This window comes from Bacillus sp. FSL R7-0672 (genome assembly GCF_038601465.1).
GTDB classification, from domain to species: domain Bacteria; phylum Bacillota; class Bacilli; order Bacillales; family Bacillaceae; genus Bacillus; species Bacillus pumilus.
Window position 1 is genome coordinate 3,508,988 of record NZ_CP152010.1, and the last position, 24,251, is coordinate 3,533,238.

Sequence of the window (24,251 nt, forward strand, 5' to 3'; positions counted from 1 at the left end):
CTCTCTTTTTTTCATTATAACATAATTAATTACTTGAAATAAGCAACTAACTATTATATAGTTTAGTTACTTTAAGTAACAAGGTATTCATTTTTATATATTTTCAAAAACATTTGAACATGCGATGCATATATCATGAAGGAGATGACCGAGCTTGAAGACAATTGAGAAGCTAAGATTGGGTGTAACAGAGTTACATGTATCCAGCTTTGAGCGTTCTTTACCTTTTTATACAGACATTTTAGGATTTACCATATTAGAACAGACGGAATCCACCACAACTCTTGGAAGCAATGCAAAGGAACCCATTCTTTTGTTAAAAGAAGATGCACAGCTCAAGGAGAAGCCTGATCATGAGCCAGGACTTTATCATTTTGCTGTTTTATTACCTACCAGAAAAAACCTGGGCACATGGCTGGCACATGTGATGAAAAAAGGCTATCCTTTAATTGGAGCAAGCGATCACTTTTTCAGTGAAGCCATTTATTTAAGTGACCCTGACGGCATTGGCGTAGAAATATATGCTGATCGCCCTGAGGACGTTTGGGTAGGTGAGCATGGGGAACTGAAAGGTGGCGGAAATGCACCTCTTGATGGAGATGGTCTCCTGCAAGAAGCCGCTGATACGACGTGGGAAGGACTTCCGGCTGGCACAGTGATGGGACACTTACATTTCCATCTGAACCCAGAAGAAGCTGATTCCTTTTATGTCAATACGCTCGGTTTTCATATCCGAATGGCTCCACCAGCAAGCGTATTTATCGCCGCTGGTGTGTACCACCATCACCTTGCCTTTAATGCATGGGGACGCGGACGAAAAGGAGCCATTGATCCACGTTTTTCAGGAATTAGAAGCTATACACTCGTATTCCCACAAGAAGCAGACAGACAGTCCGTCGTTGAGCGTCTAACAACAGCAGGCACTCAAGTGAAAACAATAGGAAAAAGTAACGAATTTGTTGATCCATTTGGCGTTCTCGTTCGTTTACAGATTGAAGAAACAGACAAAAAAGAAGGTGCAGAATATGGACAAACACACAGATCTTAAAACAGCCATTTTAAAAGATAAAATCAAACGAGTACAGCAAGAGGACGGGTATATATATATCACTGGACCCATTAAATTGCCAGTGAATTTAGACGGCAGAACGGTGATGTTCAACTGGTATTCATGGTTAAAAGACGATGGGTTAGAGCCATTGTCAGATGAAGCTTTAATCGAAAGCCTCTCGTCCCGCCAGCTTGCCGATCATCAGCAGTCAAGCGTGCTAGTGTATGGAGATTTCGAGCACGCTGACGAAGCCCTTATCCGCATGCATTCCATTTGTCACACTGGTGATATTTTCGGAAGCAAGCGCTGCGACTGCGGATTCCAATTGAAGCAGTCCATGCGAATGATTGAGGACAATGGTGCAGGTGCCCTGTTTTATTTAGCCAACCATGAAGGCCGCGGTATTGGACTTTTCACGAAAGCCATGGCTTATATCCTCCAAGAAAACGGCTACGATACAGTAGAAGCGAACGAAGCACTCGGCTTTGAAGATGACACGCGTCAATATGAAGAAGCCATCGCGGTTCTTCAAACACTTCGTACAAAGCCAGTCAGACTCATTACCAATAATCCGAAAAAGACAGATGCCATCAGCCATGCAGGTTTATCTCTTTCTGGACGTATTCCGCTTTGGGGTGATGTCTCAGAGTTTAATGAAAAATACTTGCAGACAAAAATCAACCGCTCAGGTCATATGAAGGCGGAGCAAGAGGTGCATACGATTGCCACATCATGAGCGATATATGAATCTAGCCCTAGAAAATGCACGTGCAATGAAAGGACAGACATCACCGAACCCGCTCGTCGGGGCTGTGATTGTGCGCGATAATGAAATTGTTGGAGTCGGTGCTCACATGAAAGCCGGTGAACCACATGCTGAAATTCATGCACTTAAAATGGCTGGAGACAAGGCAAAAGGAGCCACCATTTATGTGACCCTCGAGCCTTGCTCTCACCATGGCCGTACAGGTCCTTGTGCGGAGGCACTTGTGAAAGCAGGCGTCGAAACCGTTGTCGTGGCAGCACTTGACCCGAACCCGCTTGTCGCTGGCCGCGGAATCGCCATTTTACAAGATGCTGGCATCCAAGTGATTACAGGCGTACTTGAGCAGGAATCCATTCTCATGAATGAAGTGTTTAATCATTTTATTACGAAAAAAACACCTTTCGTGACGCTCAAGGCAGGTATTACCTTAGATGGAAAAATTGCGTCTGCTACGTCTGACAGCAAATGGATTACATCTGAGACATCCCGTTATGATGCTCATCATATCCGCAGTATCAATGATGCGATTTTGGTCGGTGCTCAAACTGTTATTCATGACGACCCTTCACTAACTGCACGGATTCCAAATGGGCATCATCCGATTCGAATTGTTTTAGACTCTAAGCTCTCAACACCGCTGACAGCAAAGATCGTCACTGATCAGATGGCACCAACATGGATCTTTACAACAAAGCAAGCCGATGAGGAAAAACGAGCCGCTTTAGAAGCAGCCGGCGTCAGCGTCTTTGTAACAGACAGCGAGACGCGGGTGCCCCTGCAAGAAGTGCTTCAAATGCTGGGAGAAAGAAATGTCTCCTCCCTCATGATTGAAGGCGGCGGCCAGATCAATGCTTCATTTTTAGAACAGCAGCTTGTAGATAAATTGGTCATTTATATGGCACCTAAACTCATTGGCGGAAGGCTGTCTCCTTCCTTTTTTGGAGGCGAAGGCATACGTCTCATGAGTGATGCCATTGAACTGGATCAACTCTCAGTAGAAACACTAGGGAAAGATATCAAAATAACGGGCTATCCCGTTTATCAATAACAAAAACAAGGCGGCTGTTTAGAAGCCGCCTTTTGTTTTTAAAAATCTAGTTTTTTTAGTCTGTTCTCTCTAAAAATTCAATTCGATTCCCAAAGGGATCTTCTACATAGAACCGGCTGGCTCCTTCCAATGGCTCATCTTCTCTGATGCTAATGTGGTGCTTCAATAATGCCTTTTTTAATTCCGATAGACTCTTTACAAGAAAAGCTGGATGGGCTTTCTTTGCAGCTTGGAAATGATCCTGAATTCCAATGTGAAGCTGATGATGACCGCATTGAAACCAGACACCTCCACGTTTAGCTAGATTACTAGGCTTGGGTATTTCCTCCATTCCTAAAATTCCGCCAAAAAACAAACGTGCTTTCTCTTCACTACCTTTTGGGGCAGCTAATTGAACATGATCGATTCCAACAAAATTTGACATAATCCTCTCTTCCTTTCTTTTCTCAATTGGTTTTTCTATGAAGTGTTTCTTAAGTTTTTGTGATACTGAGCAAATTCGCTTGGGTATTTTTGTTCTTTGCTTCATTGGTGGGCTTGATACTTGGAGTCTTCCAGTGAGGTGTTTCATACGATGTAGAGTTTGATTGATTTCATCTAAATGACAGTGCAAAATTTTTTTCAAAAACAGAACTCCCATTGTAATGAAAGTTCTGTCCATCTAAGTGTCTCTTGTAATGACATTTGAAACCAAGACATATCATGTGTAGTGATTCATTTTGGTGAAACTTGTCGTAAAATGTTTCATGTGAAACATTTATCGTTAATTCCCTTCTACCAGCCTGCCAAAGCTTTCGGGTGAAAGTCCCGGTGACACGCGAACACGGTGCAAGGACATCATGCCCTGTTCCTTCTTCGCATGTCCTGGTTCAGTGGTGACAGCCATTTGATAACCGGCTTGCTTCGCCAGCTTTAGCGTGTCTTCGTTATAGCGCCCGACAGGATAGCTGACCATTCTCGTACGCTGAGAAAAACGTTGATCAAAGAATGCCTTTGACCCTTTTAATTCCTCTTTCTGCTGCTCTCTTGATAAACGATTAAGCTCTAAATGATGAATGGTATGACTCTCAATCGATAGCCCATTTGCAATCATTTCATCCATTTGTTCATCCGTTAAGTGGTTCGGGCGCCCAATGGATTGCTCAATCATGAAAATCGTTGCTTTCATTCCATACTGCTTTAAAATCGGAAATGCCTTTGTATAGTTATCGGTATATCCATCATCGAATGTAATGAGGACACACTTTTCACTTGGCTTCGTATTTGTTGTGAAGACGCGGTACGCTTCTTCTGGCGACAGCGTGACATAGTCGTTGTCCTTCAGCCATTTCATATGAGCCGCAAACTCGCTCTTTGGTACACGAAGCGAGTTACCGCTGGAGATGCTGTGATACATCAAAATCGGAAGCTCTACCGGCTCCTTTTGCTCAATCCAGCTTTGTGTATCAATCACTTCCGCTTCTGTCTGCTGAATCTCTTCTGTTTCTTTTAATCGTAATGGACCCTTTTCCTCTTTGACCACTTGCTGGTTTCCTTCCGTTTGCTCCTTCGTTCCCATACAGCCCGAAATGAGCAGCGCCAAAAGACCAACCGTCATCCACATACATGTTTTTTTCATTCACCAATCCTGCTTTCTCTCTATCTATCGAATGATTATAACAGAAATTGGTTACTAGCTGATATCTATTTTGACAGGGTGTTCATTTTTTTACACATTTCAATCATTTCAATGGCAAGCAGATGAATGGTCTCTGTTGTGAGCATTTGATCTTCTGCGTGTATCAGCAGTAAAGAAAAGGGAAGCTGCTCTCCTGCTGCCTCTTTTTGGATCAGCGACAAGTGCAGGTTGTGGATGCTTCGAAACGCTTCCTCCCCTTTTTCAATCAACTGCTGTGCTTTTTCAAAATCATCAGCTCTTGCTAGACGAATGGCTTCAACATAATGACTTCTTGCCTCGCCTGCATGAGCAATAATTTGAAAGGCTGCTCCCTGCATTTCCTCTAATACCGTCATCTGCTTCTCCTCCAATTACTTAAGATTCATTTGCTAGTTTCAGAGCATGCTCTAGTATTTTTTCTCCGTTCGCTGTTCCGTATAATCTCACATTGATGACATCAACAGGTATTTGGTAAGGTGCCGCTGTTTTTTCTGCTGCCTTTTTCATAAAGCTTACTTGCGGTCCAAGTAAAATCACCTGCACATCTTCTCCATGCTCTTCTAATTCATCCGCAATAGCCCCTTCAGGTATGGCGTATATATCATAATCCAGCCCCTTCGCTTCTGCGGCTGCCTTCATCTTGGACACTACAATGGATGTCGACATTCCTGCGGCACAAGCGAGAATGATTCGTTTCATATCCCAACACTCCTATCGATAGTTGACTTCTGTTTGGGCCTTCAGTTCCCTTGTTTTAATTAATGTCTGGTACCAATACGCTGATGCCTTCAACTGGCGATTCCGTTCATTTTCCAGCTGAATTTCGACTAATCCGTAGCGGTTTTTAAAGGCATTCATCGGCGATACATTATCCGTAAAAGCCCACAGCATATAGCCCGTGCAATTTGAGCCTTCTGCTTTCGCTTGAAGTGCCCGTTTCAGATGCTGGCTGATAAAGGAAATGCGATACTGGTCATCAATGATACCGTCTTCTTTTTTAAACCGTTCTTCCTTTTCTACGCCCATGCCGTTTTCGGCCACAAACCACTCAACATTTCCGTATTCTTCTTTTATTCTCATGCCCATATCATAGACAATGTCCGGGTAGATTTCCCAGCCTCTGAATGGATTCATTCTTCTTCCTGGAAGCTCAAACATATCGTAATAATAAGACGGATGAAATGGCGTCATCTCATTCCACGCCTTACTCGGTGCTTTGACACGATGCGGATAGTATAAGTTGAGCCCAACGACATCAACCGTATGATTCTTGATGACCTGAAGCTCTTCCTCTGTCGCATCGAAATGAATCTCATGCTTTTTCAACACATCGAGCAATTCCTCTGGATACTCCCCTTTGATGGAGGGATCTAAGAACACTCGATTGAAAAACAAATCATACATCCGTGCCGCTTCTTGATCATGCGGAGCAGAGGATCTTGCATACGTCACTTCTGGATTGAGAATCACCCCAATCTTTGCACCTGTTGATTCCTTCAATCCCATCTCCCGAAACAGCTTCACCACTTTTGCTGTTGCCAGCGCTTTATGATAGTTCCACTGCATCCATTTCTTCGTATTTTGCTCAAAGGGATACCGGATAGCATCAAGATAAACGCGTGTTTGGACAACAATCGGTTCATTAAAGCTAAACCAATGTTTGACCCTGTCTCCATATCGCTCAAACACCTTTTCCGCATAGAGAACAAACAGTTCGACGACATGCTTTGATGACCATCCGCCGTACTTTTCAAGCAGCACGGCTGGAAGCTCATAATGTTCTAAGCAAAACATCGGCTCTACACCTGCTGCGATTAATTCATTGATCAAATCATCAATGTAACGGGCATATGCCTCATCCACAATCCCCTTCTCGTAATCGATGAGAAACCTCGACCAATTGATCGATGTCCTATAATGAGTCAGACCGATTTCTTTCATAAGGGCTACATCTTCTGGATAGCGCTCGTAAAAGTTCGTCGCACCAGCCGGGCCATATCCTTGGTGCCAAACGTGATACCCATTCTTATACCATAAATCGATGTACGAGTCCTGATGCGCTTGCTTTCCCTTCCATCCCTCCGTTTGCCAAGCAGAGGCCGCAGCACCTAGGATAAAATCTCTTGGAATCTCGATTCTGTTCATGTCGCCACCTTCCCTTTCCTCGTTTGAACGTGAAGTCCTTCCCAAATTCCTTGCAAATACATAGCCCCAAGCGCCCGATCATATAAACCATAGCCAGCAAAGCCCTCTTCATACAAAGCCTTCACAATTGTCCCCATATTGAGACTTTCTGCCTTTTTTTCGTATATTTACGGTCAAGTGAAATGGGATCATCCTCCCCGTACCACCTGAATTGCATGTTCATTCATGCCTCTCCTTTTATTCTGAATCTGGTGCCACTTCTGGTTTACGGTTAGACAAGAGAACAAATGGCAAATAGATGAAGACTGCGACCACAATACAGATGAGCTGTGTGATGACAGCCCCCATGCTGCCAGCGGTGGACAGCCATGCATTCACAATCGGTGGTGTCGTCCACGGCACCATCACGACGGCTTTTCCAGCAAACCCTGTAGCCGTCGCAATGTAACCAATCGTTCCTGTCACAAGTGGTGTGACGATAAATGGAATTGCCATCACAGGGTTTAACATGACAGGTAAGCCAAAAATAACGGGTTCATTGATGTTGAAGAGACCCGGACCAGATGAGAGCTTGGCAATACTTCGCATCTCTTCCCTTCTTCCAGCAATAAAAATCGCAATCAAAAGCCCAATGGTCACACCTGAACCACCGATGCTCATATACACATCCCAAAATGGCATCGTGATGATATTCGGAATCTCTTTTCCTTCTTGAAATGCTGTCATATTCACTGCAATCGATCCTAATAAGAGCGGCTCCCGGATCGGTTTGATCATCTGGTTGCCATGGATGCCGATCACCCAGAAGAATTGTGCCACAAACATCAACGTTAAAATCCCTGGTAGACCCTGTACAACACTTTCTAGCGGGCGTTGCACCACGTTATACACTGCTTCATGCAAATAAATGCCTGTCAAACGATGAAATGCAAAGCCGAATGAACTAATGATCGTAATCGTAATAATCGAAGGAAAAAGTGATGAAAAAGATGTTGCCACATTCGATGGAACAGAATCTGGCATCTTGATTTGCAGCCATTTCACCTCGGTCAGCTTACAAAAGATTTCCACAGATACGATCGCAATGATCATCCCTAAAAATAAACTTTTTGGATCGGAAAATTGCCTTGCCATTACATCTACAACTTCACGCATCGATCCATCCACTTCAAGAAGAAGTGTCGTTGGAATAACAGATATAAATGAAATCAATGCCATCAACCCTGGGAACAGGGACTTGTGCCCGTTGATTTTCCCAAGCTCTATCCCGATGAGGAACACAGCCCCAATCGTTAAAAAGTTCAGCGTCGCATAATTGATTGCCTTCATAATTGGTTGAAGCGCCGCTAAAAATCTGAACATCTCAAAATGAGCAAGCCCTGTTTCCGGGCTCATGATCATATTTGCCACCAATACAGCAAAAGCCCCTGTAATGATGATTGGCATCAGTGTGACAAATGCCTGTTTAATCGCCATAATATACTTCTGATTCGTGATGCGATAAGCCACATTCCCCATGACGTCTGCCGCTTTCTCCTTGAAGCTCATGATCTGTCTCCCCCTTTGCAAAAACTCGTGATCATCCTCCTTTTTGATGTTATTTTAAAAGCGCTTTCATTAACATCTAATCTTTTTCCTCACAGATGCGGAAATGGGTGTCCCGTTTTTTCATTCGGATGCTCCAATACTTGAAGCGCCGCCGTCAGTTCCTCAAATGAAGCGGCCTTGATGAGTTGCTCCACCACTTCCTTGCGCTCTGTCAGCCGTACAAGAAATTGATAAAGTGACTGTAATTCTTTTTGATACGTCTTCTGGATACTCAACAAACAAACGAATTGTACCCGATTTTCACCCCACAGCACCGGTTTTTTCAACGTACAGATCGCACAAAACGTGTCATCTGTTGCCGGCTTCATCGGATGGGGAATCGCAACCAAATGACCGAACGATGTCGGTGACACTTGCTCTCTTTCAAGCAATAATTGTTCAAACTCTTCCGGGATGCGATCCTGTTCCTTGAGCACGTTTACGAAAAATTGCAGTACCTCTTCCCTTGATTGAAGGTCTTGCTGAAAAAATGTCAGCGCCGGACTCACATACCGCAAAACCCCTGTATCCTGCGCGCCCTGCACAAACCGTTTCAGCCGCACAATATCATCGTCACTTAGAATGGTATGTACATCAATCACTGGCACCGGCAACGTGTTCTGAAGCGGAATGGTACTAATAATAAAATCAATGCTTCTCAAATCATATGAAAGAATTTCCACAACACTTGCAGTGCCAGCGATCTCCAGCCTTTCGCTAAAAGCCGCTGTCAGCTTATGAAGAAGGAGCTGACTGCTTGCGACACCCGTCGCACATACAATAAGACATCTCTTTCTCACATGCTGTGATTTTGTCCGCTCGATTGCGGCTCCGATATGAAGCGCCAAATACCCAATCTCATCCTCATGAATCTCAATCCCCTCTTTTTCTCTCATCCATCTCCCCATATAGATGCCAGCTTCAAATGCAATGGGATAATGCCTTTTAATGTCCGTTAAATAAGGGTTACGAATGTTCATACCGTACCTAAAACGATGAATAGCGGAACGTAAATGAAGACTTAATCCAACGATTAACTCTTTATCAAATTGAATATCAAGTGACATGTGCTCCTCTACATAAGCAAGCAGTTGGTGGATGAAGCGAAAGTGATCTTCGTCTAGAAGATGAAATAGCATATGACCGGTATCTCCGTATGCCATCATCTTCGCTCCCATCAAGTGAATCGCAATATACGCCATTTCAGATAATGGAAAATCAATCGCTAGAACATGCCGAATATCCTCTGCCATTTGTTGAGCTACTTGGAAAACAGGCTGCACTTGAATCTCTTTTAATTCCGTTTCTGGCATCATGACCAGTTTTTTCTCTTCAATTCGTTTGCATGCAATGGCGATGTGGGTGACTAAGTTACTTAAACCGATTTCTGATAGATGAAGTCCGCTAGCTTTTGTACGTGAACGCACGATATCCTGAATCAATTGATACGTTTCTTCAGGTAACAGCGCAGGGTTCGCATGCGCTTGCTGAAACACATGCTCAGCCATACAATATCTTAATTTCATTTCATCCCCTGTCAGCCGCAGTCCATATTTAGGACGATGTGACACAGAAAGTCCATGTAATGAAAACAAATGTCTGACCGCTTTCAAATCATTTTTCACTGTCGATTCACTTACAAATAATTCCTCTGCCAGCGCTTCTAACTTGATATAGTCTTCTGACAGAAGCAGCCTTTTCAATAGATAGGCTACACGGTCCTCAGGCTGATTGGGTATGGTCTGTTCCTTTTTTTCGTTTCTTTCTCCCAATGACTTTTTCAAAAATGTACGAAAAGACCCATAATCCTCTACGGTCAATGTATACCCTGCCCCGCGTTTGATATGTAGTACGGCTCCATGTTCATCCAAAATATATTTAAGCGCTTTCATATCTGTTCGGATGGTTCTTGATGTGACGCCAATCATGCGGGCAATTTCTTCACTAGTCAGTTCCTGTTCCGCTTGCATCAGTCGTTTCAGCAGCTCCTCCTGACGTAGAGATAGCATAGGCTCTCCTCCCTTGGCATTTACTTTTGCCTATCATCATAAACGAAAATAGAACTCTTTGCCCAGTTTTTCTTTCAAATCGGGAACCACGATATGGCTCATTCGTATGAATAGGAAACAAGAGGAGGGATGCATCATGGGTTCTTTTATGTTTGTTGTTATGATCATATTGGCTTCTTTAGGAGCAATCATTGCCCATTTATTCACATCAAAGGATAAGCGTATTTCTGCTAAGCGTTCTTCACATCACAGTTCAACAACAAGTACATATACTGATTCTTATACTCATCACGCTTCTGATGCCTCCTGCGGGGGAGATTCCGGGGATAGTGGCGGTGGATGTGACTAAATAAAAAAACAGCCGCTCACTGATGAGACGGCTGTTTTTATTATTTTAAAGAGCCTTCCAGCCCCGTTCAATCAGATGTTTAACATCGAGTGCAAAATCCTCACCCTTTTCCATCACGTCCTGGGCTCTTCCGGCAAAGTTACTGGCAACAGCCAGCTCCATTTTTTTTAATTCAAAGTGCAAGATTTTTTGATCAATCTCTGTGATATATTTTTCATACTCATTGTTCACGATGTCATGCATTACATGATAGGCATCTTTTCGGTGGCGATGAAAGTCGGTTCCTCTCTCACCTTTCCATGACGAATCTAGAGCAGGTTTCTTGATTTCCTTTATGTCTGACTGCGCAAGATCTTGTTCTGTTCGAATATTGCTTTTGGCTGTCTTTAACCGAGAGATCATGTCATCAAATTCTGCACGTCTGTTTTCAATTCCCATATGCAGATGGTGTAGCATCTCGGATAAACTCATGTCATCCACCTCTATCGGACCTCATACGAAAGCACAGCATCAGAGCCTTGGAAACGATCAACTCACTTGATTTCTCCAAACCTGACATTTCTATCGTTTTGCTTTCATTAAGTATAGTATAAGGTGAAAAGCCTCAGTCTTAAATAGGGAAAAGGTGTCCTTTTAGTGACGTGTTTGGAAGAAAAACGGAATAATACAAGGTCGTACATCCTGAATTATATATGAGTCTTTAGATATATATATATTTCTGTGAAATCCATAAGAAAACGATTGCCATTATTTTGCGGCAATCGCTTCATCCTGTTCTTTTAAGGTATTCACATTCGAGCGTGTGTCTTGGACATTTTTAGTTAAGGCTTCTTTAAAACTTGAAACCATTTCGTTAACCTCTGCTTCGCGTGTCGTCCACTTGGTCACAAATTCAAGGCTGTTTTCACCTGCTTTATCTGCTGCTTTTTTCATCGTTAATGCTTCGACTGCTTGGGAGACTTCATCTAGTTGATCCATAACTGTTTGGTAGTTTAACTTAATTTGTCCCATCGTGATATCCTCCAGATTTGTTCAAGCTTATAAGCTGCTCCATGCTTTTGAGATCAAGCGTTTGGCGTCCTCTACTGCGTCTTCTCCTTTTTCAGCAAGACGTGCGGCGTCTCCAGCTAAGGAACTGGCAAAGGATAACGCAGCTTGTTCGGCTTCTAACGTACTGATTTTGAATTCGATGCGGCTCACGTAGCGTGGGTACTTGTCGTTCACAATCGTTTGCAGCGCATCATGTGCTTCATTCCGCTCTGATTTGAAATCCTGGCTTCGCTCACCTTTCCAAGAGGTCCCAAGCTTTGGCTGCTTGATTTGCTTCAGGTCTGTCTCTGCCGCATCTTGTTCACGTTCGACCTTACTTTTCGCCTTTTTCAGTCGAGCGATTTTCTCTTCGATTTCTGCTTTTTTACTTGTAATGCCACCGTTTAGGGCAGACAGCATATTTGATAAGCTCATTATGGGTTCCTCCTCCTGACAAAAAATAAAAACGCTGCTTAGAGTTCCTCTAAACGAGCGTAAGGTGAATAGCACTTTTTCCAATATTGTTATTATAAGGTTCAAAGACTCATGTTTGAATAGGGATTTGTGCCCTTTTTATGGGATAAATATGCTTTCACTCTGCTTCACATTACCCCTTAAGACCTCTTTTATAAGGGGTCTTAATTCATGATTCTTGGCTATATGTCACATATAGTCATACAGACCTAGGACAAACAAAAGCCGCCCGGTTGAGGAGCGGCTTTTGTAAACGGCTTATGAAGCTGATTCTTCTGATTCTTGTGGATTCTTAACGTACCAGATGAATTTGCCTGTATATCCGTAAATAATAGCAAGAGCAATGGCAACAAAGCTCAACCACATAAATGGTAAATAAGAGAATGTCGATACGCCTAGAATTCCCGCCATGTAAATCCCGTTATCTGACCAAGGAACCATTCCTGACGTCAGCGTACCACCGACCTCTGAGTTTCTGGATAAAACTCGTCTGTCTAACTTTAATTTATCATAGCTCTTTTCCATAATTTTCGGTGTAAGGATAATTGATACATACATTGCACATCCAAAAACGTTGGCAAAGAATGCAACAAGAATAGTGGAAAGAGTAACATTTCCCGCATTGTGAAGCTTTTTCTCAAAGGTTGAGACAATGACTTTCAATACACCCAGATGTTCCAATACTCCCCCAAAACCAAGCCCAAGGATAATCACTACCAAAGAGCCAAGCATATTGACCATTCCACCACGATTAAGTAGTTGGTTCAAGAAGTCTACATCTGATTGAATTGAAAATCCATTGTATGCTGCACCGATTGCATCACTAGGATTCGCACCCTGAAAAGCAAAGGCCCAGATTGCCCCAAACAAAGCACCAATTGCAATAACCGGTAGAGCAGGCTTTTTCATTACAAGTAAAACCACAACAATTAGAGCTGGAATAAGCATCCATACATTAATGTTGAATGTATCAAGCAACGCATTCTTTAAGTATTCAACCTTCTCTTGATCAATATTACGTCCTCCATAGATAAAGCCAGTGACCGTAAACATGATAGCTGTAATAACAAAAGCAGGTATAGATAAGACCATCATCGCTCTTACATGAGCCAGAACTTCAACCTTTGATAAGGACGAGGCGAGAACTGTACTATCTGACAGTGGAGAAAGCTTGTCCCCAAAATAAGCACCTGACAATACGGCACCTGCAACGATTGGTAGCGGAATTCCTAAACCTTCACCAATGGCAATCATAGCAATACCAGCTGTACCAACTGTTCCCCATGATGTACCTGTAGCGACAGACATAATCGCACAAATAATGAGTGTGGCCAATAAGAAGATATTTGGATGAATAAATTCAAGTCCATAATAGATCAGTGTCGGTACTACTCCGCCAGCGATCCAGGTTCCAATTAAAGCACCTACAGCAAGTAAAATCAAAACGGCTTCTAATCCATTTGATATCCCCTTTGTAATAGCACTTTGTAAATCCTTATAAGCGTGTCCTAAATGAAGACCAAGCCCAATTGCTAGAAACCATGAAATAAATAAAGCCAGTTGAATATCTAAGTTAAAATAAATAGTAAATGATAAGACAATCGCCAAAAATAAACCTAGTACAGCGATGATCTCCACCATAGATGGCAAGCGAACCGATTTCAATGTTGTTTCCTCCCTTTGTGCGTGCGTTAAGCGTTTTCAAAATATTGTGAAAAAAGTGTGTCAATTCGAAAGAAAGTGAATTGCCTGTTTTTCTCTATTTCACAGGCAATTCTACATATTAATAAAATAAAATTTTTGATATTATTATCGCTCTAGGAGCTCTGCACCCGCAATGCCAGGCTTTGTCATCTCGAAAGGATTCAAAATAATATCAAGTTCTTCTTCTGTTAACACATCATTTTGCAAGCAAAGATCTCTGATCGATTGTCCTGTTAAAATGGCTTCCCTTGCGATTCTAGCCGCGGCTTCATAGCCTAAGTGAGGGTTCACGGCAGTGATCACGCCTGCACTTTTTTCGACATATTCTTTCAAACGTATTTCATTTGCTTCAATGTCCACTAAGCAATGATCTGTGAATGAACGGAATCCGTTATTCATTATACTAATAGATTGAAGCAAGTTAAAGACCAAAACAGGCTCCATCACATTTAACTCAAGCTGACCTGCTTCAGAGGCAAGACAGATGGTGTGGTCATTCCCAATGACCTGGAATGCGATTTGGTTAATGAGCTCTGCCATGACTGGATTGACTTTCCCAGGCATAATGGATGATCCTGGCTGACGAGCTGGCAATGCAATTTCAGCAAGACCTGCACGCGGACCAGAAGCCATTAGGCGAAGGTCATTGGCAATCTTAGACATGTTCATCATGCATACTTTTAATGCAGCAGACACTTCTGTGTAAGCATCTGTATTTTGCGTTGCATCCACGAGATGCTCTGCGCCTACAAGCGGAAGACCTGAAATATCGGCTAGCTTCTTCACGACGATCTCAATATAACGAGGATCTGCATTTAGGCCTGTCCCAACAGCTGTTGCACCCATATTGACTTCATATAAATGCTGCTTTGATTGGTTGATCCGCTTAATATCACGGCTGAGCACGCGGCTGTAAGCCTCAAATTCCTGTCCTAAACGAATTGGAACCGCATCCTGTAGGTGCGTACGTCCCATTTTGATCACATGATCAAATTCTTTCGCTTTCTTTTTGAATACGTCCTGCATCGTTTGCATTGTCTCAAGCAGAATGTCTAACTGCTTCAATACAGCAATATGGATAGCTGTTGGAAACGAGTCATTCGTTGATTGTGACATGTTTACATGTGTGTTTGGGCTTAAATGGATGTATTCACCCTTTTGATGTCCCATGATTTCTAGCGCTCTGTTTCCAATCACTTCATTGGCATTCATATTCATCGACGTTCCTGCGCCGCCTTGAATTGGGTCTACAATAAAGTACTCATGCAGCTTGCCTTCAATGACTTCATCAGAGGCTTGTATGATGGCATTTCCAATTCCTTCATATAAACGTCCAACTTCCATATTGGCTTGAGCAGCTGCTTTTTTCACGATGGCAAAGGCTCTAATCAGTTCCTCGTGCATGCGATATCCAGTAATCGGGAAGTTTTCTTTTGCACGAAGGGTTTGAACCCCATAATACACGTCTGCCGGAATTTCTTTTTCTCCAAGAAAATCCTTCTCATAGCGATAAGTTGCTTGAACCATCTGATATGACCTGCTTTCTATAGAATAGTTAAATCACTAAATCTTCTGCGATTGGCGTTTCCATAATCTTTTTCACTTCTCTTGGGTCTGTTGTTTTACCTAGTGCCCACATGAGTTTCGGCACGATGGCCTCTGTGTTCATGTTTCGTGAACGTGCCACTAGTTCTTGATTGATTTTGCGTCCTACTTCATACACGCTCATGTCTTCTCCTTCTTCAAGACACTGAGTTGTGATGACAACTGAAATGCCTTCTTCGAGCAATTCGTTGATTTTCTCTAATAGGTTTCTTCCTTCGAAAGGAATTCCGCCGCTACCGTAGCTTTCGATGACGACTCCTTTGTATACACCTTTGATTGCATCTAAGAATTCAGGCTTTAGACCTGGGTGCAATTTCAAGAGACAAACGTCAGTGTTTAAGGATGCATCTAATTTAAGCGGTTTCATTGACGATCTTTTTACTTTGCTATTGTATTCAATTTGATGGTTTTCAATCGATGCAATATATGGATAGTTAATACTTTCAAATGCATCGTAGCTTTTCGTTCTTAGTTTGATTGCACGTGTTCCTTGAATGACTCTGCCATCAAAGACAACATACACGCCGCCTACGCCGTCACATGCAAAGCGAATGGCATCGGTGATGTTTTTCTTCGCATCTGTTTTCTTAAACGTAATCGGAATTTGTGAACCTGTAATCACGATCGGCTTATCCGGATTTTGCAGCATATAAGACAGAGCTGCTGATGTATAGGCCATTGTATCGGTTCCATGCGTGACGACAAAGCCGTCATATTGATCATAATTTTCATAAATGGCTGTTGCGATATCCACCCAGTATTCAGGCTGCATATTTGTACTATCTATACTCATTAGGGACTTTGTGTCCATTGTGTACTCTGCATTAATTTCGTTTAAATAGCTTAAAAGGTCCTCAGCTTTAACACCTGGAGCCAAACCATTTTCACTCTCTACAGATGCAATCGTCCCACCAGTGGTTAAAAGCAATAATTTCTTCAACAGGTCCACCTCTTTCAGTAAAATTACTTCGTTTGTCACACATATTATAAGCCAGCTTGTGCTATTCTATAATATACGCTTTACGCGTACCTTCATTGCCATTATAGTCACATAACGCGAATTAATCAAGAAATTATTACGCATAACGCGTACATTCCATCACAAAATATGATATACTGTTGTTGTATATAAAGGAGCGTTCATGTAATGATACTCGATCGTTTAACCACTCTTAGAAAAAAGAAAAAATGGTCTCTCCAGCATACGGCAGATCGCCTAGGTATCGCCAAAAGCACCTATGCCGGTTACGAATCTGGGTACCGACGACCTTCGCTTGAAGCAGTGAAGCGCCTGGCTGATTTGTATGATACGTCCATTGATTTTTTACTTGGTAGAACGGACGAGCCAGAGATACAACGTAAAATCTCTGATATCAAAATTGAACTGACGGAAGCAAAAGTAGGAACCATTCTTGTAGACGGTGTTCCCCTAAATGATGAAGAAATCAAACAGCTTGTTGCCTTTATTCGGGCGAAAAACACCCTAAAAGTATAAAACAAAGAAAAGAGAGGCCCCTATCAATTGGGTGCCTCTCTTTTCTTTTTCAGCTGCTTATGAATAAGGAGAAGACAGCTGACTTAATTCCTCTAAGCGCCGCTTCGCTTCTTCTTTATTAAACGAACTATAATAGCGATAATTCTCATCATCTAAGATGCGGTAATGCTGACTGAGCACATTTTGCTGAAGACGAAATGTGCCTTTTTTGATAGACGTCCGCCACCAAATCTTTCCGCCGATCGTACGTTCCACCGATAGATGCAATTCATCATGTGCCACGACTTCCAGAATCTCAAGCGGATCATCCCCAAGTGTCCCTTTTAAAATGTCACTATCCCTGAATAATGCACATACGGCCGCAGTTTGCGTCCAGTTGAGGCGCAGCCTATTTTTTTCAACCTGCTGCAAATGCCGTTTCGATAGACCAAGTACCTCAGTCATGCGGTCCTGCGTATAATTCTTTTCTTTTCGAATTCGTGCCATTTGTTCTGTGACGAGGTCGATTACCATCTCTTTATCCATCTCTCATCACCTCTCCGAGTGTTCAGTCTTTACTGACATCATACACGATTTTTCCGAAAAAGTAGCGCCTCATCCTTCGGAATTATGGAAAATGTCTCCTAGTCGATCTGCTCTTCGACCTGACCATGCTGCTGTCTCCAGTTCTCTTGGGCTGCTTGATTTAAATATGGATAGATCTCTTGTTTGACGGTTTGCTCGAATACTTCTTCATCTAAAATACTGTACGCTGGAATCTTGAACAATTTCCCATCCATTTTCCGAATAAGCACATCCATGAAGAGAAATCCCCTTACACTGTACCGATGCCTGCGCATATCAATGGATTGAATGTCTTGAAAAGGGATCGTCCGCTCTCGATACAGCACAGCACCATTCTCCCCGCGCTGAATGCAAAAAATCACATTTCCCCTCTTCGTAAAAGCCGGCAGAATCATCAAAAAAGAGATCAAGCCATAGACAATGCCTAATAGTCCGCCTAAAAATAAAAACAATGTATAATTCGATTCAAATGTAAGAGCTTCTGAAAACAACCAAATACCGATGATACCGAAGCCGCCCGTTGCTAAGAATGCCCATACCCTTAAAAAGGTCCTGCTTCTCACTTCTATTACTTCACTTGGATTCAAGCGTCATTCTCCTTTTCTCCATTAGAATATAGAACGTAATCCGTCTCTATGAGCCGTCTCCACGCGAAATTCATTTTCTTTTATTCCCGACACAAGCCACGACTGTTTCTCACCCGGAATAATAAATAACATGGATTCCACATCAGGCGTATTATTTTTATCGTAGACGACCTTCATCAGGGAGTCCATCTTTCCTTTTCTCGTCTGTACATCAGAAACAAATGCCTGCACGAGTTCTTCGTTCTCTGCTCGATGAAGGAAGGAAGGCCACTCATTCTTCGCCTCACTTGCTTGCTCTAATAGCTTTTCAAATTCCTCTGCTTGCAGGGTGACGACAGGTGCAGGGTGATCACTCATTTGTATGTTGAAAAAGGCAGTCACTTGCTCCTCTGCCTGCTGGTCATCTTTCAGTTTTTGAATCTGATGGACTTGTTGATCATACAGCGTATGGTGCGCATATACGCCCATCTGTGTCGTGTGAAAGGAGGTACTGACTTCTTCATCTTCATCCCCAAATCGAGATGCCTTGACGGTGTGAGATGCATCATTCATCGCCTGGATGAAATGACGGTATTCCGCTTTATATCGATATTGTCTGTTTCGAAATTCAAGTACACCTTTTGCGAGCAAAGAGCGGCATGCAATTTCAAATAAAAACCCTAGACGCTCGTCCTCTACATCAGGATAATAGGCTTCCTTTAAGGACATACCTTGTTCAAAATAGCCTTCACTGTAAAAACTAAAGATGAGTTCCTCAATACTTAGACTTAGCTGATCCAACTTGATCTCTCCTTATCCAAAAGAAAATGCACCCTTAAAGAAATCGCCTGCACCTTTTATGAGCGAATCTGCGGTTTCTTTTGTTTTTTCTATCCCTTTATGTATCACCTGATTTGCCTGATCAATGGTGTCATTAACTGCTTTCAAACCTTGACCCGCCAGCTCGAATACTTGTTTCCCTTTATCCACAACCGCATGAATTGGGTCCTTTAATTTCACTGCAACCTGCTCAGCAAAGCCTGATGTCAGCTTGGCGACTTTTTCTCCTATAAATCCACCGACTGCGGAACCAATGGCTCCTCCAACGACGGTTCCAATCGGTCCTGCAAAGCTTCCAAGAGCTCCTCCGACAACGGCACCTGCGACAGACCCGCCAGCGATAAAGACCGTATTGTTCACTGCATTTCCAACAGCCTTAGCATTTTCACGCTTAAGGACTTCTGGCTGATCACCGAATTCTGCATAGTTCTCGGCAATTTTCAATCCACAGCCGACTGTTTCCGTTGCACCAGTGACTACCGTTGCAATGATGGCATTTCCTTTCGCAAATCTTGCCCCATTTTTCAGAACAGACTTGATTCCAGCCGTGTCCTTCCAATTGATACTTCCTTTTGTAAAATCACGGACACTGTTCGTGAATGCAACCGTATCATCAGGATAAAATTTTGTGAATTTCTTATGGACCAGATCAGCCATCGACCAGTTCGATCGTTTTAATAATTCTTTTTTACTCAGCCAAATCCTTGCTAGCCGGTCAAATCTCGTTCCTTCTACCCGGCTGGTCAGATCAAGCAGAAGCTTTGAATGCTGCGCGGCATACCGGCCATTGTCTTTAATGAAGGTCGTCATCCCAAGCCCGTAGTATTTCGCCTGCATCATCACAATACCAGCTAAGCTCGTGAGCGTCCCATATTGATCATAAATGCTGTACATTTTCCGTAAAATATCGTCTGCTTCGACCATCTTATCTGTTGCATGACGAATCGCAATATCATCACTGCTCAATTTACTGATCAATGCTTGTCCTGCTCCCCATGCATCCCCAACGCCTGAAAAACAGCTTCTATACCGAGGATCACAGCCTAAAATGAGACCATCCAGTTCACTATGTAAATCGCGGTGCTTCGTTTCAATGACAGAAAGTTCGCCTACAACATCATTCGCAAGCCCTGTCAGCTGATCTGGATCAACCACTATGTCACGTGCCATCACATCATCTCCCTTCTCGGTTTCTTTCTCTCCGTTCTTCTCGTCTCTTTCGCTCAAGCTCTTCCATTCTGGCTATTTCAGCTTTCCGTTCCTCGATTTTGACCGCTGCATCGCGCAGTTCCTGACTTGTTTCAAGCAAGTCCTTTTCGAATTGATCATAGCGTGCCGTTGTTTCCTCAAAGCTTTGATCAAATTTATTCCTTGCTTCTCCCTGCCAGCCTGATCCTACTGCCTTGAGCCGATTCTCCAGCAGCTGCTTTGACTGCCGAATCTCAACAGCTGCTTCCTGAAACTTTTGAGCGAGTGCCAGCGTTTGACTAGAATCCAACTTTCGCACCCCTTTCTCCCAATTTAACGTACAAATGGATGATTTTATATGTCCTCATTATAAATAAAAAGACACCCGAAAAAATCACCCTAAAGAACCATTCAACACATCACCAAATGAAAGTAGGTCTTTTTCCTCTCTAATTACCAGAGAAAACCTTTCTTGTTATGAAGCGCATTCAAGACGTGATAAAATGAACGTATTCTACAAAAGGAGTGACGTATACATGAAAGAAGAAATGATTCAGCGATTCACAAGTTATGTGAAGGTAGATACGCAGTCGGATGCAGATAAGGAAAGCTGCCCATCGACTGAAGGACAGTTGAACTTAGCGAGACAGCTAGTTGAAGAAATGAAATCCATCGGGATTCAAGAAGTAACAATGGATGAAAACGGCTATGTCATGGGAACGATCCCATCTAACACAGACAAAGACGTCCCGACCATTGGCTTCCTGGCTCACATCGACACAGCTACTGACTTCACCGGCAAGAATGTGAAACCGCAGCTTCATGAAGACTATCAAGGCGGCGACATCACCTTAAATGAAGATCTACATATCGTTTTATCTCCATCACAGTTTCCAAATTTACAAAAATATCAAGGACATACGCTGATCACAACAGATGGCACAACCTTGCTTGGTGCAGATAACAAAGCAGGTATCGCAGAAATTATGACCGCTATGCATTACTTAATTGAAAATCCAGAAATCAAGCATGGAAAAATTCGCGTCGCCTTTACACCAGATGAAGAGATTGGCAGAGGGCCGCACAAATTTGATGTTGATGCCTTTGGCGCTTCCTATGCGTATACAATTGACGGAGGACCGCTCGGGGAGCTGCAATATGAAAGCTTCAACGCAGCAGGTGCGAAAGTATCCATTAAAGGAAACAACGTCCACCCTGGGACAGCAAAGGACAAAATGGTCAGCGCTGCGAAGATTGGGATGCTCTTCCACAACAAGCTTCCTTCTGATGAATCTCCGGAATACACAGAAGGCTACGAAGGATTTTTCCATCTCACGAAGTTTGTAGGAGAAGTCGAAGAAGCAGAGCTGCAATATATTATTCGTGATTTTGATAAAGACAAATTTAACGAACGCAAAGCACTATTTGAAAAAATAGCAAATGACTTAAAAGCCATTTACGGAGAAAACAGCATCAATCTCAAAATTCAAGATCAATATTATAATATGAGAGAAAAAATTGAGCCGGTGAAACATATTGTGGATATTGCCCATGAAGCAATGGAAAACCGCTCAGTGACACCTGTGATCGAACCGATCCGCGGCGGTACAGATGGCTCCCAGCTTTCATATAAAGGTCTTCCAACACCAAACATCTTTACTGGCGGGGAAAACTTCCACGGTAAATATGAATTTATTTCTGTCGAGAACATGGTGAAAGCAACAGAAGTCATCGTTGAAATCGCCCGTTTATTTGAAGAAAAAGCATAGATATGTTTACAACCGTTCCTGTTCGGGAACGGTTTTTTAATAAAAGTTTACAATTTTCTGAAACTTTTATGACACTTATTCGTACTAATAGAGACAACCCTGAAAAATTCTTCTTGACGAGTGCAATAACTGGAAATATAATAGTTACAAACAACCAGTATTTTAGACCTAAATTAGCAGATCATCTAGACATTAAGAACTAAACCGATTCTGCTGCTTATTTTCAGTTATAAACATCACTCACCCTGTCTACACTTAAAGAATAGGATGAATTGGAGGAATGTCATATGATGATTTTATTGATTATCGCTTCACTTTGCTGCTACTTACTATTCTCTTTCAAAAAAGATAACCGCACACCAAAACGAAAAAGCGCAGAGCTTTCGGAGTTTGAAATCTTTCGTATGCGCCGCCACTACAACGGAAAACGCCGTCATCCACTAAACGATGCACCTAAACAAGTATAAATCTGAAAAAGAGCCTCATATGGGGCTCTTTTGTGTGAGTACATAACAAAAAACGACCAGACTCAGTGGTCGTTTTTCTTTTTATTTATATACCTTCGCAGGAACTTGAATCATCGGAATTCCTACATAGTAAGGTGAAATCTCATATGGCTGAAAAACAACAGCAATTCCCTTTTTCGTGAAGTAATACTGCGTGTTGTAGTTGATTTCAATGTCTCTTTTTTTCAGGTTCGCATAGAATTTGCTTTTATGTTTCTTTGTGTAGTTATAAATATAATCTCTTACTTTCGTACGCTTTTTCTTTGTTTTCACAACGTCTGTCAAGAACAGCTGCTTTGTCTTTTTCTTCGTTAACACATAGTTCATGCTGGAAACCATCGTATCCCCATGCATTCCACCATCATTCATGTAATCATAGTTTAAGATACTGAGCTTCTTCCCATTGTTAAATTTCGTTTTAAACGATCTTTCGTACGTGATTTTCCCATAGCCTTCCTTTTTCGCTTCGTCCTTTAAGAATAAGTAAGTAGAATAAGAGAAGGCGATGTCTTCTTTTAAATCACGATTGATGGTTTTCATATGCGCCTTGCTTAGGTTTTTCACCTGTGCATATTTGAATGTTTTTTTCTTTTTATAATAGTGTGTGCTTACTTTCGCTTTTTTTGCTTGTTTGGCATCCGCAGATCCAACTGGCGCAAACAACGAAACAATCAGTGAGAAAATGAGCAGGCTGATTGTTAGACCTTTTTTCATCGTCATAGTAAAAACCCCCATTTTTGTCTATTACCAATTGAGTATACCATGACAAAAGAACCAAAAAAAGCATTATTTCCATATTATTCTTCCTTTTTCCATATCGGGTTTGTTTACCGTTTTCATAAGTTCCTGTATGCTTAATGTAGAATGCTAGATGAAGTGTGGTGTTTATCATAGAAGAGAATATTTTTAGTCACATTCGGACAACGTTTCATAGTTTGTCTCCGACCCAAAAAAAGATTGCCAATTACATTTTAGAAAATCCTCAGAAAGTTGTGCTTCATTCCATTAGTGCACTCGCTGCTGAATGCAATACTAGTGAAACGACGATCTTTCGGTTTTTACGAAAAATTGGCTATGAATCGTACCAAGTGTTTCGTGTCCATGTCGCACAGGATATTGCGACCAATACGCCTCAATCCATTTACGGTGAGATCGAGGCATCCGATAGTGTAGCTGACATTAAACATAAGGTCATAGAGTTAACAACAAACTCGATTCAGGATATGAAGCATATTTTAGAAGATCAAGCCGTGACACAATTTATCGAACAAATGAAACAGGCACATAAAACCGTCTTCTTTGGAGCAGGTGCGTCCAGTTTTATTGCAGGAGATGCTTATCATAAGTTCCTCCAGCTTGGTTTTGAAGTGAGTCTATGCAGTGATCCGCATATGATGAACATGATTGCTACTCACGCCACGGAACACGATTTTATCGTTGCGATCTCCCATTCAGGAGAGAGTAGAGAAATTCTTGATGCCGTGCAATTTGCTAAAGAAAAGGGAGCAAAGGTTGCCTCTATCACGAGCTATCCGAAATCAGAGCTCGCAAAGCGATCTGACTTTCATCTGCTCAGTTCTTCTAGGGAGACAACCTATCGATCTGACTCCATGATCTCCCGTATTAACCAGCTTGTGATCATTGATGTACTATACGTTGCAGCTGTTTTAGAACTAGGGTCAAATGCCATTGAAAACGTGAAACGATCTCGATTAGCCGTAGCTAAAAATAAAACATGAACGCAAAAGGCCGGAGCTGATTCCGGTCTTTTTTTGTGACTTTTCTCATATTTTCCGTTGACATGTTCCTATCACGTCATGTACATTAAATGAACAATAGTTTATTTTCTACTATTAAAACAAATAGATAGTATATATACTAACAAAAGAAAAAGAAAGC

Annotated in this window: 28 protein-coding genes; 8 read left to right on the forward strand and 20 right to left on the reverse strand. The window is 42.2% G+C overall.

Going from position 1 to position 24,251, the window contains the following annotated elements; all coding sequences use genetic code 11:
• The first annotated feature begins 154 nt into the window (after nucleotides 1-154).
• From MKY18_RS17915 to ribD, 3 genes are read left to right on the forward strand one after another with little or no spacing between them, the layout of a single operon-like run.
• Nucleotides 155-1,048 carry a VOC family protein gene (locus tag MKY18_RS17915; protein ID WP_113767888.1) on the forward strand — a complete coding sequence of 298 codons (894 nt, stop codon included), beginning with the start codon at nucleotides 155-157 and terminating at the stop codon, nucleotides 1,046-1,048.
• Nucleotides 1,026-1,787, forward strand: coding sequence for a GTP cyclohydrolase II (locus MKY18_RS17920; RefSeq protein WP_044140303.1), 762 nt, complete (start codon nucleotides 1,026-1,028; stop codon nucleotides 1,785-1,787). The genes MKY18_RS17915 and MKY18_RS17920 overlap by 23 nt, the downstream gene beginning before the upstream one ends.
• Nucleotides 1,774-2,865 carry a bifunctional diaminohydroxyphosphoribosylaminopyrimidine deaminase/5-amino-6-(5-phosphoribosylamino)uracil reductase RibD gene (gene ribD, locus MKY18_RS17925; RefSeq protein WP_044140304.1) on the forward strand — a complete coding sequence of 364 codons (1,092 nt, stop codon included), beginning with the start codon at nucleotides 1,774-1,776 and terminating at the stop codon, nucleotides 2,863-2,865. The genes MKY18_RS17920 and ribD overlap by 14 nt, the downstream gene beginning before the upstream one ends.
• A 55-nt stretch (nucleotides 2,866-2,920) precedes the next feature.
• Here ribD and MKY18_RS17930 read toward each other — a convergent pair whose 3' ends face one another.
• From MKY18_RS17930 to MKY18_RS17965, 8 genes are all read right to left on the reverse strand, one after another.
• The gene (locus tag MKY18_RS17930; RefSeq protein WP_106066370.1) at nucleotides 2,921-3,289 is read right to left on the reverse strand and encodes a VOC family protein; all 369 of its coding nucleotides are present in this window, start codon (nucleotides 3,287-3,289) and stop codon (nucleotides 2,921-2,923) included.
• Nucleotides 3,290-3,628: 339 nt separating this feature from the next.
• The gene (locus MKY18_RS17935; protein WP_113767889.1) at nucleotides 3,629-4,483 is read right to left on the reverse strand and encodes a polysaccharide deacetylase family protein; all 855 of its coding nucleotides are present in this window, start codon (nucleotides 4,481-4,483) and stop codon (nucleotides 3,629-3,631) included.
• 65 nt (nucleotides 4,484-4,548) lie between these two features.
• Entirely contained in the window at nucleotides 4,549-4,878 is a 330-nt protein-coding gene (locus MKY18_RS17940; protein ID WP_024423898.1) for a PTS lactose/cellobiose transporter subunit IIA, read from the reverse strand.
• Between the two features lie 19 nt (nucleotides 4,879-4,897).
• Nucleotides 4,898-5,221: a PTS sugar transporter subunit IIB gene (locus MKY18_RS17945; RefSeq protein ID WP_044140307.1), complete on the reverse strand. Its 324-nt coding sequence runs from the start codon at nucleotides 5,219-5,221 to the stop codon at nucleotides 4,898-4,900.
• Between the two features lie 12 nt (nucleotides 5,222-5,233).
• Nucleotides 5,234-6,667: a glycoside hydrolase family 1 protein gene (locus MKY18_RS17950; protein ID WP_342497621.1), complete on the reverse strand. Its 1,434-nt coding sequence runs from the start codon at nucleotides 6,665-6,667 to the stop codon at nucleotides 5,234-5,236.
• Nucleotides 6,664-6,804 carry a mannonate dehydratase gene (locus MKY18_RS17955; RefSeq protein WP_342497622.1) on the reverse strand — a complete coding sequence of 47 codons (141 nt, stop codon included), beginning with the start codon at nucleotides 6,802-6,804 and terminating at the stop codon, nucleotides 6,664-6,666. Before MKY18_RS17955 ends, MKY18_RS17950 begins: the two co-directional genes overlap by 4 nt.
• Nucleotides 6,805-6,904: 100 nt before the next feature.
• Nucleotides 6,905-8,215 carry a PTS transporter subunit EIIC gene (locus MKY18_RS17960; protein WP_342497623.1) on the reverse strand — a complete coding sequence of 437 codons (1,311 nt, stop codon included), beginning with the start codon at nucleotides 8,213-8,215 and terminating at the stop codon, nucleotides 6,905-6,907.
• A gap of 89 nt (nucleotides 8,216-8,304) precedes the next feature.
• Nucleotides 8,305-10,263, reverse strand: a complete 1,959-nt coding sequence (locus tag MKY18_RS17965) for a BglG family transcription antiterminator (protein ID WP_342497624.1) — start codon at nucleotides 10,261-10,263, stop codon at nucleotides 8,305-8,307.
• 136 nt (nucleotides 10,264-10,399) lie between these two features.
• Between MKY18_RS17965 and MKY18_RS17970 the strand changes: the two genes are divergently transcribed.
• On the forward strand, nucleotides 10,400-10,612 hold the full coding sequence (locus MKY18_RS17970; RefSeq protein ID WP_342497625.1) for a hypothetical protein: 213 nt from the start codon (nucleotides 10,400-10,402) through the stop codon (nucleotides 10,610-10,612).
• Nucleotides 10,613-10,657: 45 nt separating this feature from the next.
• Here MKY18_RS17970 and MKY18_RS17975 read toward each other — a convergent pair whose 3' ends face one another.
• From MKY18_RS17975 to MKY18_RS18000, 6 genes are all read right to left on the reverse strand, one after another.
• Nucleotides 10,658-11,083, reverse strand: a complete 426-nt coding sequence (locus tag MKY18_RS17975; protein ID WP_065099247.1) for a DUF5082 family protein — start codon at nucleotides 11,081-11,083, stop codon at nucleotides 10,658-10,660.
• Nucleotides 11,084-11,359: 276 nt separating this feature from the next.
• Nucleotides 11,360-11,623 (reverse strand): YwqI/YxiC family protein, encoded by a 264-nt coding sequence (locus MKY18_RS17980; RefSeq protein WP_065099246.1) that lies wholly within the window; start codon nucleotides 11,621-11,623, stop codon nucleotides 11,360-11,362.
• A gap of 27 nt (nucleotides 11,624-11,650) precedes the next feature.
• Nucleotides 11,651-12,076: a DUF5082 family protein gene (locus MKY18_RS17985; protein ID WP_003215112.1), complete on the reverse strand. Its 426-nt coding sequence runs from the start codon at nucleotides 12,074-12,076 to the stop codon at nucleotides 11,651-11,653.
• A 297-nt stretch (nucleotides 12,077-12,373) separates the two neighbouring features.
• Complete coding sequence (gene nhaC, locus MKY18_RS17990) at nucleotides 12,374-13,780, reverse strand: Na+/H+ antiporter NhaC (protein WP_342497626.1); 1,407 nt, start codon at nucleotides 13,778-13,780, stop codon at nucleotides 12,374-12,376.
• A gap of 144 nt (nucleotides 13,781-13,924) precedes the next feature.
• Complete coding sequence (aspA, locus tag MKY18_RS17995; RefSeq protein ID WP_342497627.1) at nucleotides 13,925-15,346, reverse strand: aspartate ammonia-lyase; 1,422 nt, start codon at nucleotides 15,344-15,346, stop codon at nucleotides 13,925-13,927.
• A gap of 28 nt (nucleotides 15,347-15,374) precedes the next feature.
• Complete coding sequence (locus tag MKY18_RS18000; protein ID WP_003215391.1) at nucleotides 15,375-16,364, reverse strand: asparaginase; 990 nt, start codon at nucleotides 16,362-16,364, stop codon at nucleotides 15,375-15,377.
• Nucleotides 16,365-16,571: 207 nt separating this feature from the next.
• On the opposite strand from MKY18_RS18000, the gene MKY18_RS18005 reads away from it, so the two are divergent.
• On the forward strand, nucleotides 16,572-16,919 hold the full coding sequence (locus MKY18_RS18005; RefSeq protein WP_044140316.1) for a helix-turn-helix transcriptional regulator: 348 nt from the start codon (nucleotides 16,572-16,574) through the stop codon (nucleotides 16,917-16,919).
• Nucleotides 16,920-16,976: 57 nt separating this feature from the next.
• Here MKY18_RS18005 and MKY18_RS18010 read toward each other — a convergent pair whose 3' ends face one another.
• The 5 genes from MKY18_RS18010 to MKY18_RS18030 form a co-directional block, all read right to left on the reverse strand.
• Complete coding sequence (locus MKY18_RS18010; RefSeq protein WP_342497628.1) at nucleotides 16,977-17,444, reverse strand: transcriptional regulator; 468 nt, start codon at nucleotides 17,442-17,444, stop codon at nucleotides 16,977-16,979.
• 98 nt (nucleotides 17,445-17,542) lie between these two features.
• Nucleotides 17,543-18,070, reverse strand: coding sequence for a YfjD family protein (locus MKY18_RS18015; protein ID WP_278177170.1), 528 nt, complete (start codon nucleotides 18,068-18,070; stop codon nucleotides 17,543-17,545).
• A 21-nt stretch (nucleotides 18,071-18,091) separates the two neighbouring features.
• Nucleotides 18,092-18,850: a hypothetical protein gene (locus MKY18_RS18020; protein ID WP_106066949.1), complete on the reverse strand. Its 759-nt coding sequence runs from the start codon at nucleotides 18,848-18,850 to the stop codon at nucleotides 18,092-18,094.
• A 12-nt stretch (nucleotides 18,851-18,862) separates the two neighbouring features.
• Nucleotides 18,863-20,059 carry a glycine zipper domain-containing protein gene (locus MKY18_RS18025; RefSeq protein ID WP_217012555.1) on the reverse strand — a complete coding sequence of 399 codons (1,197 nt, stop codon included), beginning with the start codon at nucleotides 20,057-20,059 and terminating at the stop codon, nucleotides 18,863-18,865.
• A gap of 4 nt (nucleotides 20,060-20,063) precedes the next feature.
• Complete coding sequence (locus tag MKY18_RS18030) at nucleotides 20,064-20,387, reverse strand: WXG100 family type VII secretion target (protein ID WP_044140321.1); 324 nt, start codon at nucleotides 20,385-20,387, stop codon at nucleotides 20,064-20,066.
• Between the two features lie 226 nt (nucleotides 20,388-20,613).
• Here MKY18_RS18030 and pepT point away from each other — a divergent pair, with 226 nt between their 5' ends.
• Both pepT and MKY18_RS18040 read left to right on the forward strand, forming a co-directional pair.
• Nucleotides 20,614-21,846, forward strand: a complete 1,233-nt coding sequence (pepT, locus tag MKY18_RS18035) for a peptidase T (protein WP_265208696.1) — start codon at nucleotides 20,614-20,616, stop codon at nucleotides 21,844-21,846.
• A 287-nt stretch (nucleotides 21,847-22,133) separates the two neighbouring features.
• Complete coding sequence (locus MKY18_RS18040) at nucleotides 22,134-22,313, forward strand: hypothetical protein (RefSeq protein WP_003215411.1); 180 nt, start codon at nucleotides 22,134-22,136, stop codon at nucleotides 22,311-22,313.
• Between the two features lie 81 nt (nucleotides 22,314-22,394).
• On the opposite strand, the gene MKY18_RS18045 is transcribed toward MKY18_RS18040, so the two are convergent.
• On the reverse strand, nucleotides 22,395-23,072 hold the full coding sequence (locus MKY18_RS18045; protein ID WP_044140323.1) for a DUF3298 and DUF4163 domain-containing protein: 678 nt from the start codon (nucleotides 23,070-23,072) through the stop codon (nucleotides 22,395-22,397).
• 161 nt (nucleotides 23,073-23,233) lie between these two features.
• On the opposite strand from MKY18_RS18045, the gene MKY18_RS18050 reads away from it, so the two are divergent.
• Nucleotides 23,234-24,091: a MurR/RpiR family transcriptional regulator gene (locus MKY18_RS18050; protein WP_185108113.1), complete on the forward strand. Its 858-nt coding sequence runs from the start codon at nucleotides 23,234-23,236 to the stop codon at nucleotides 24,089-24,091.
• Nucleotides 24,092-24,251 lie beyond the last annotated feature (160 nt).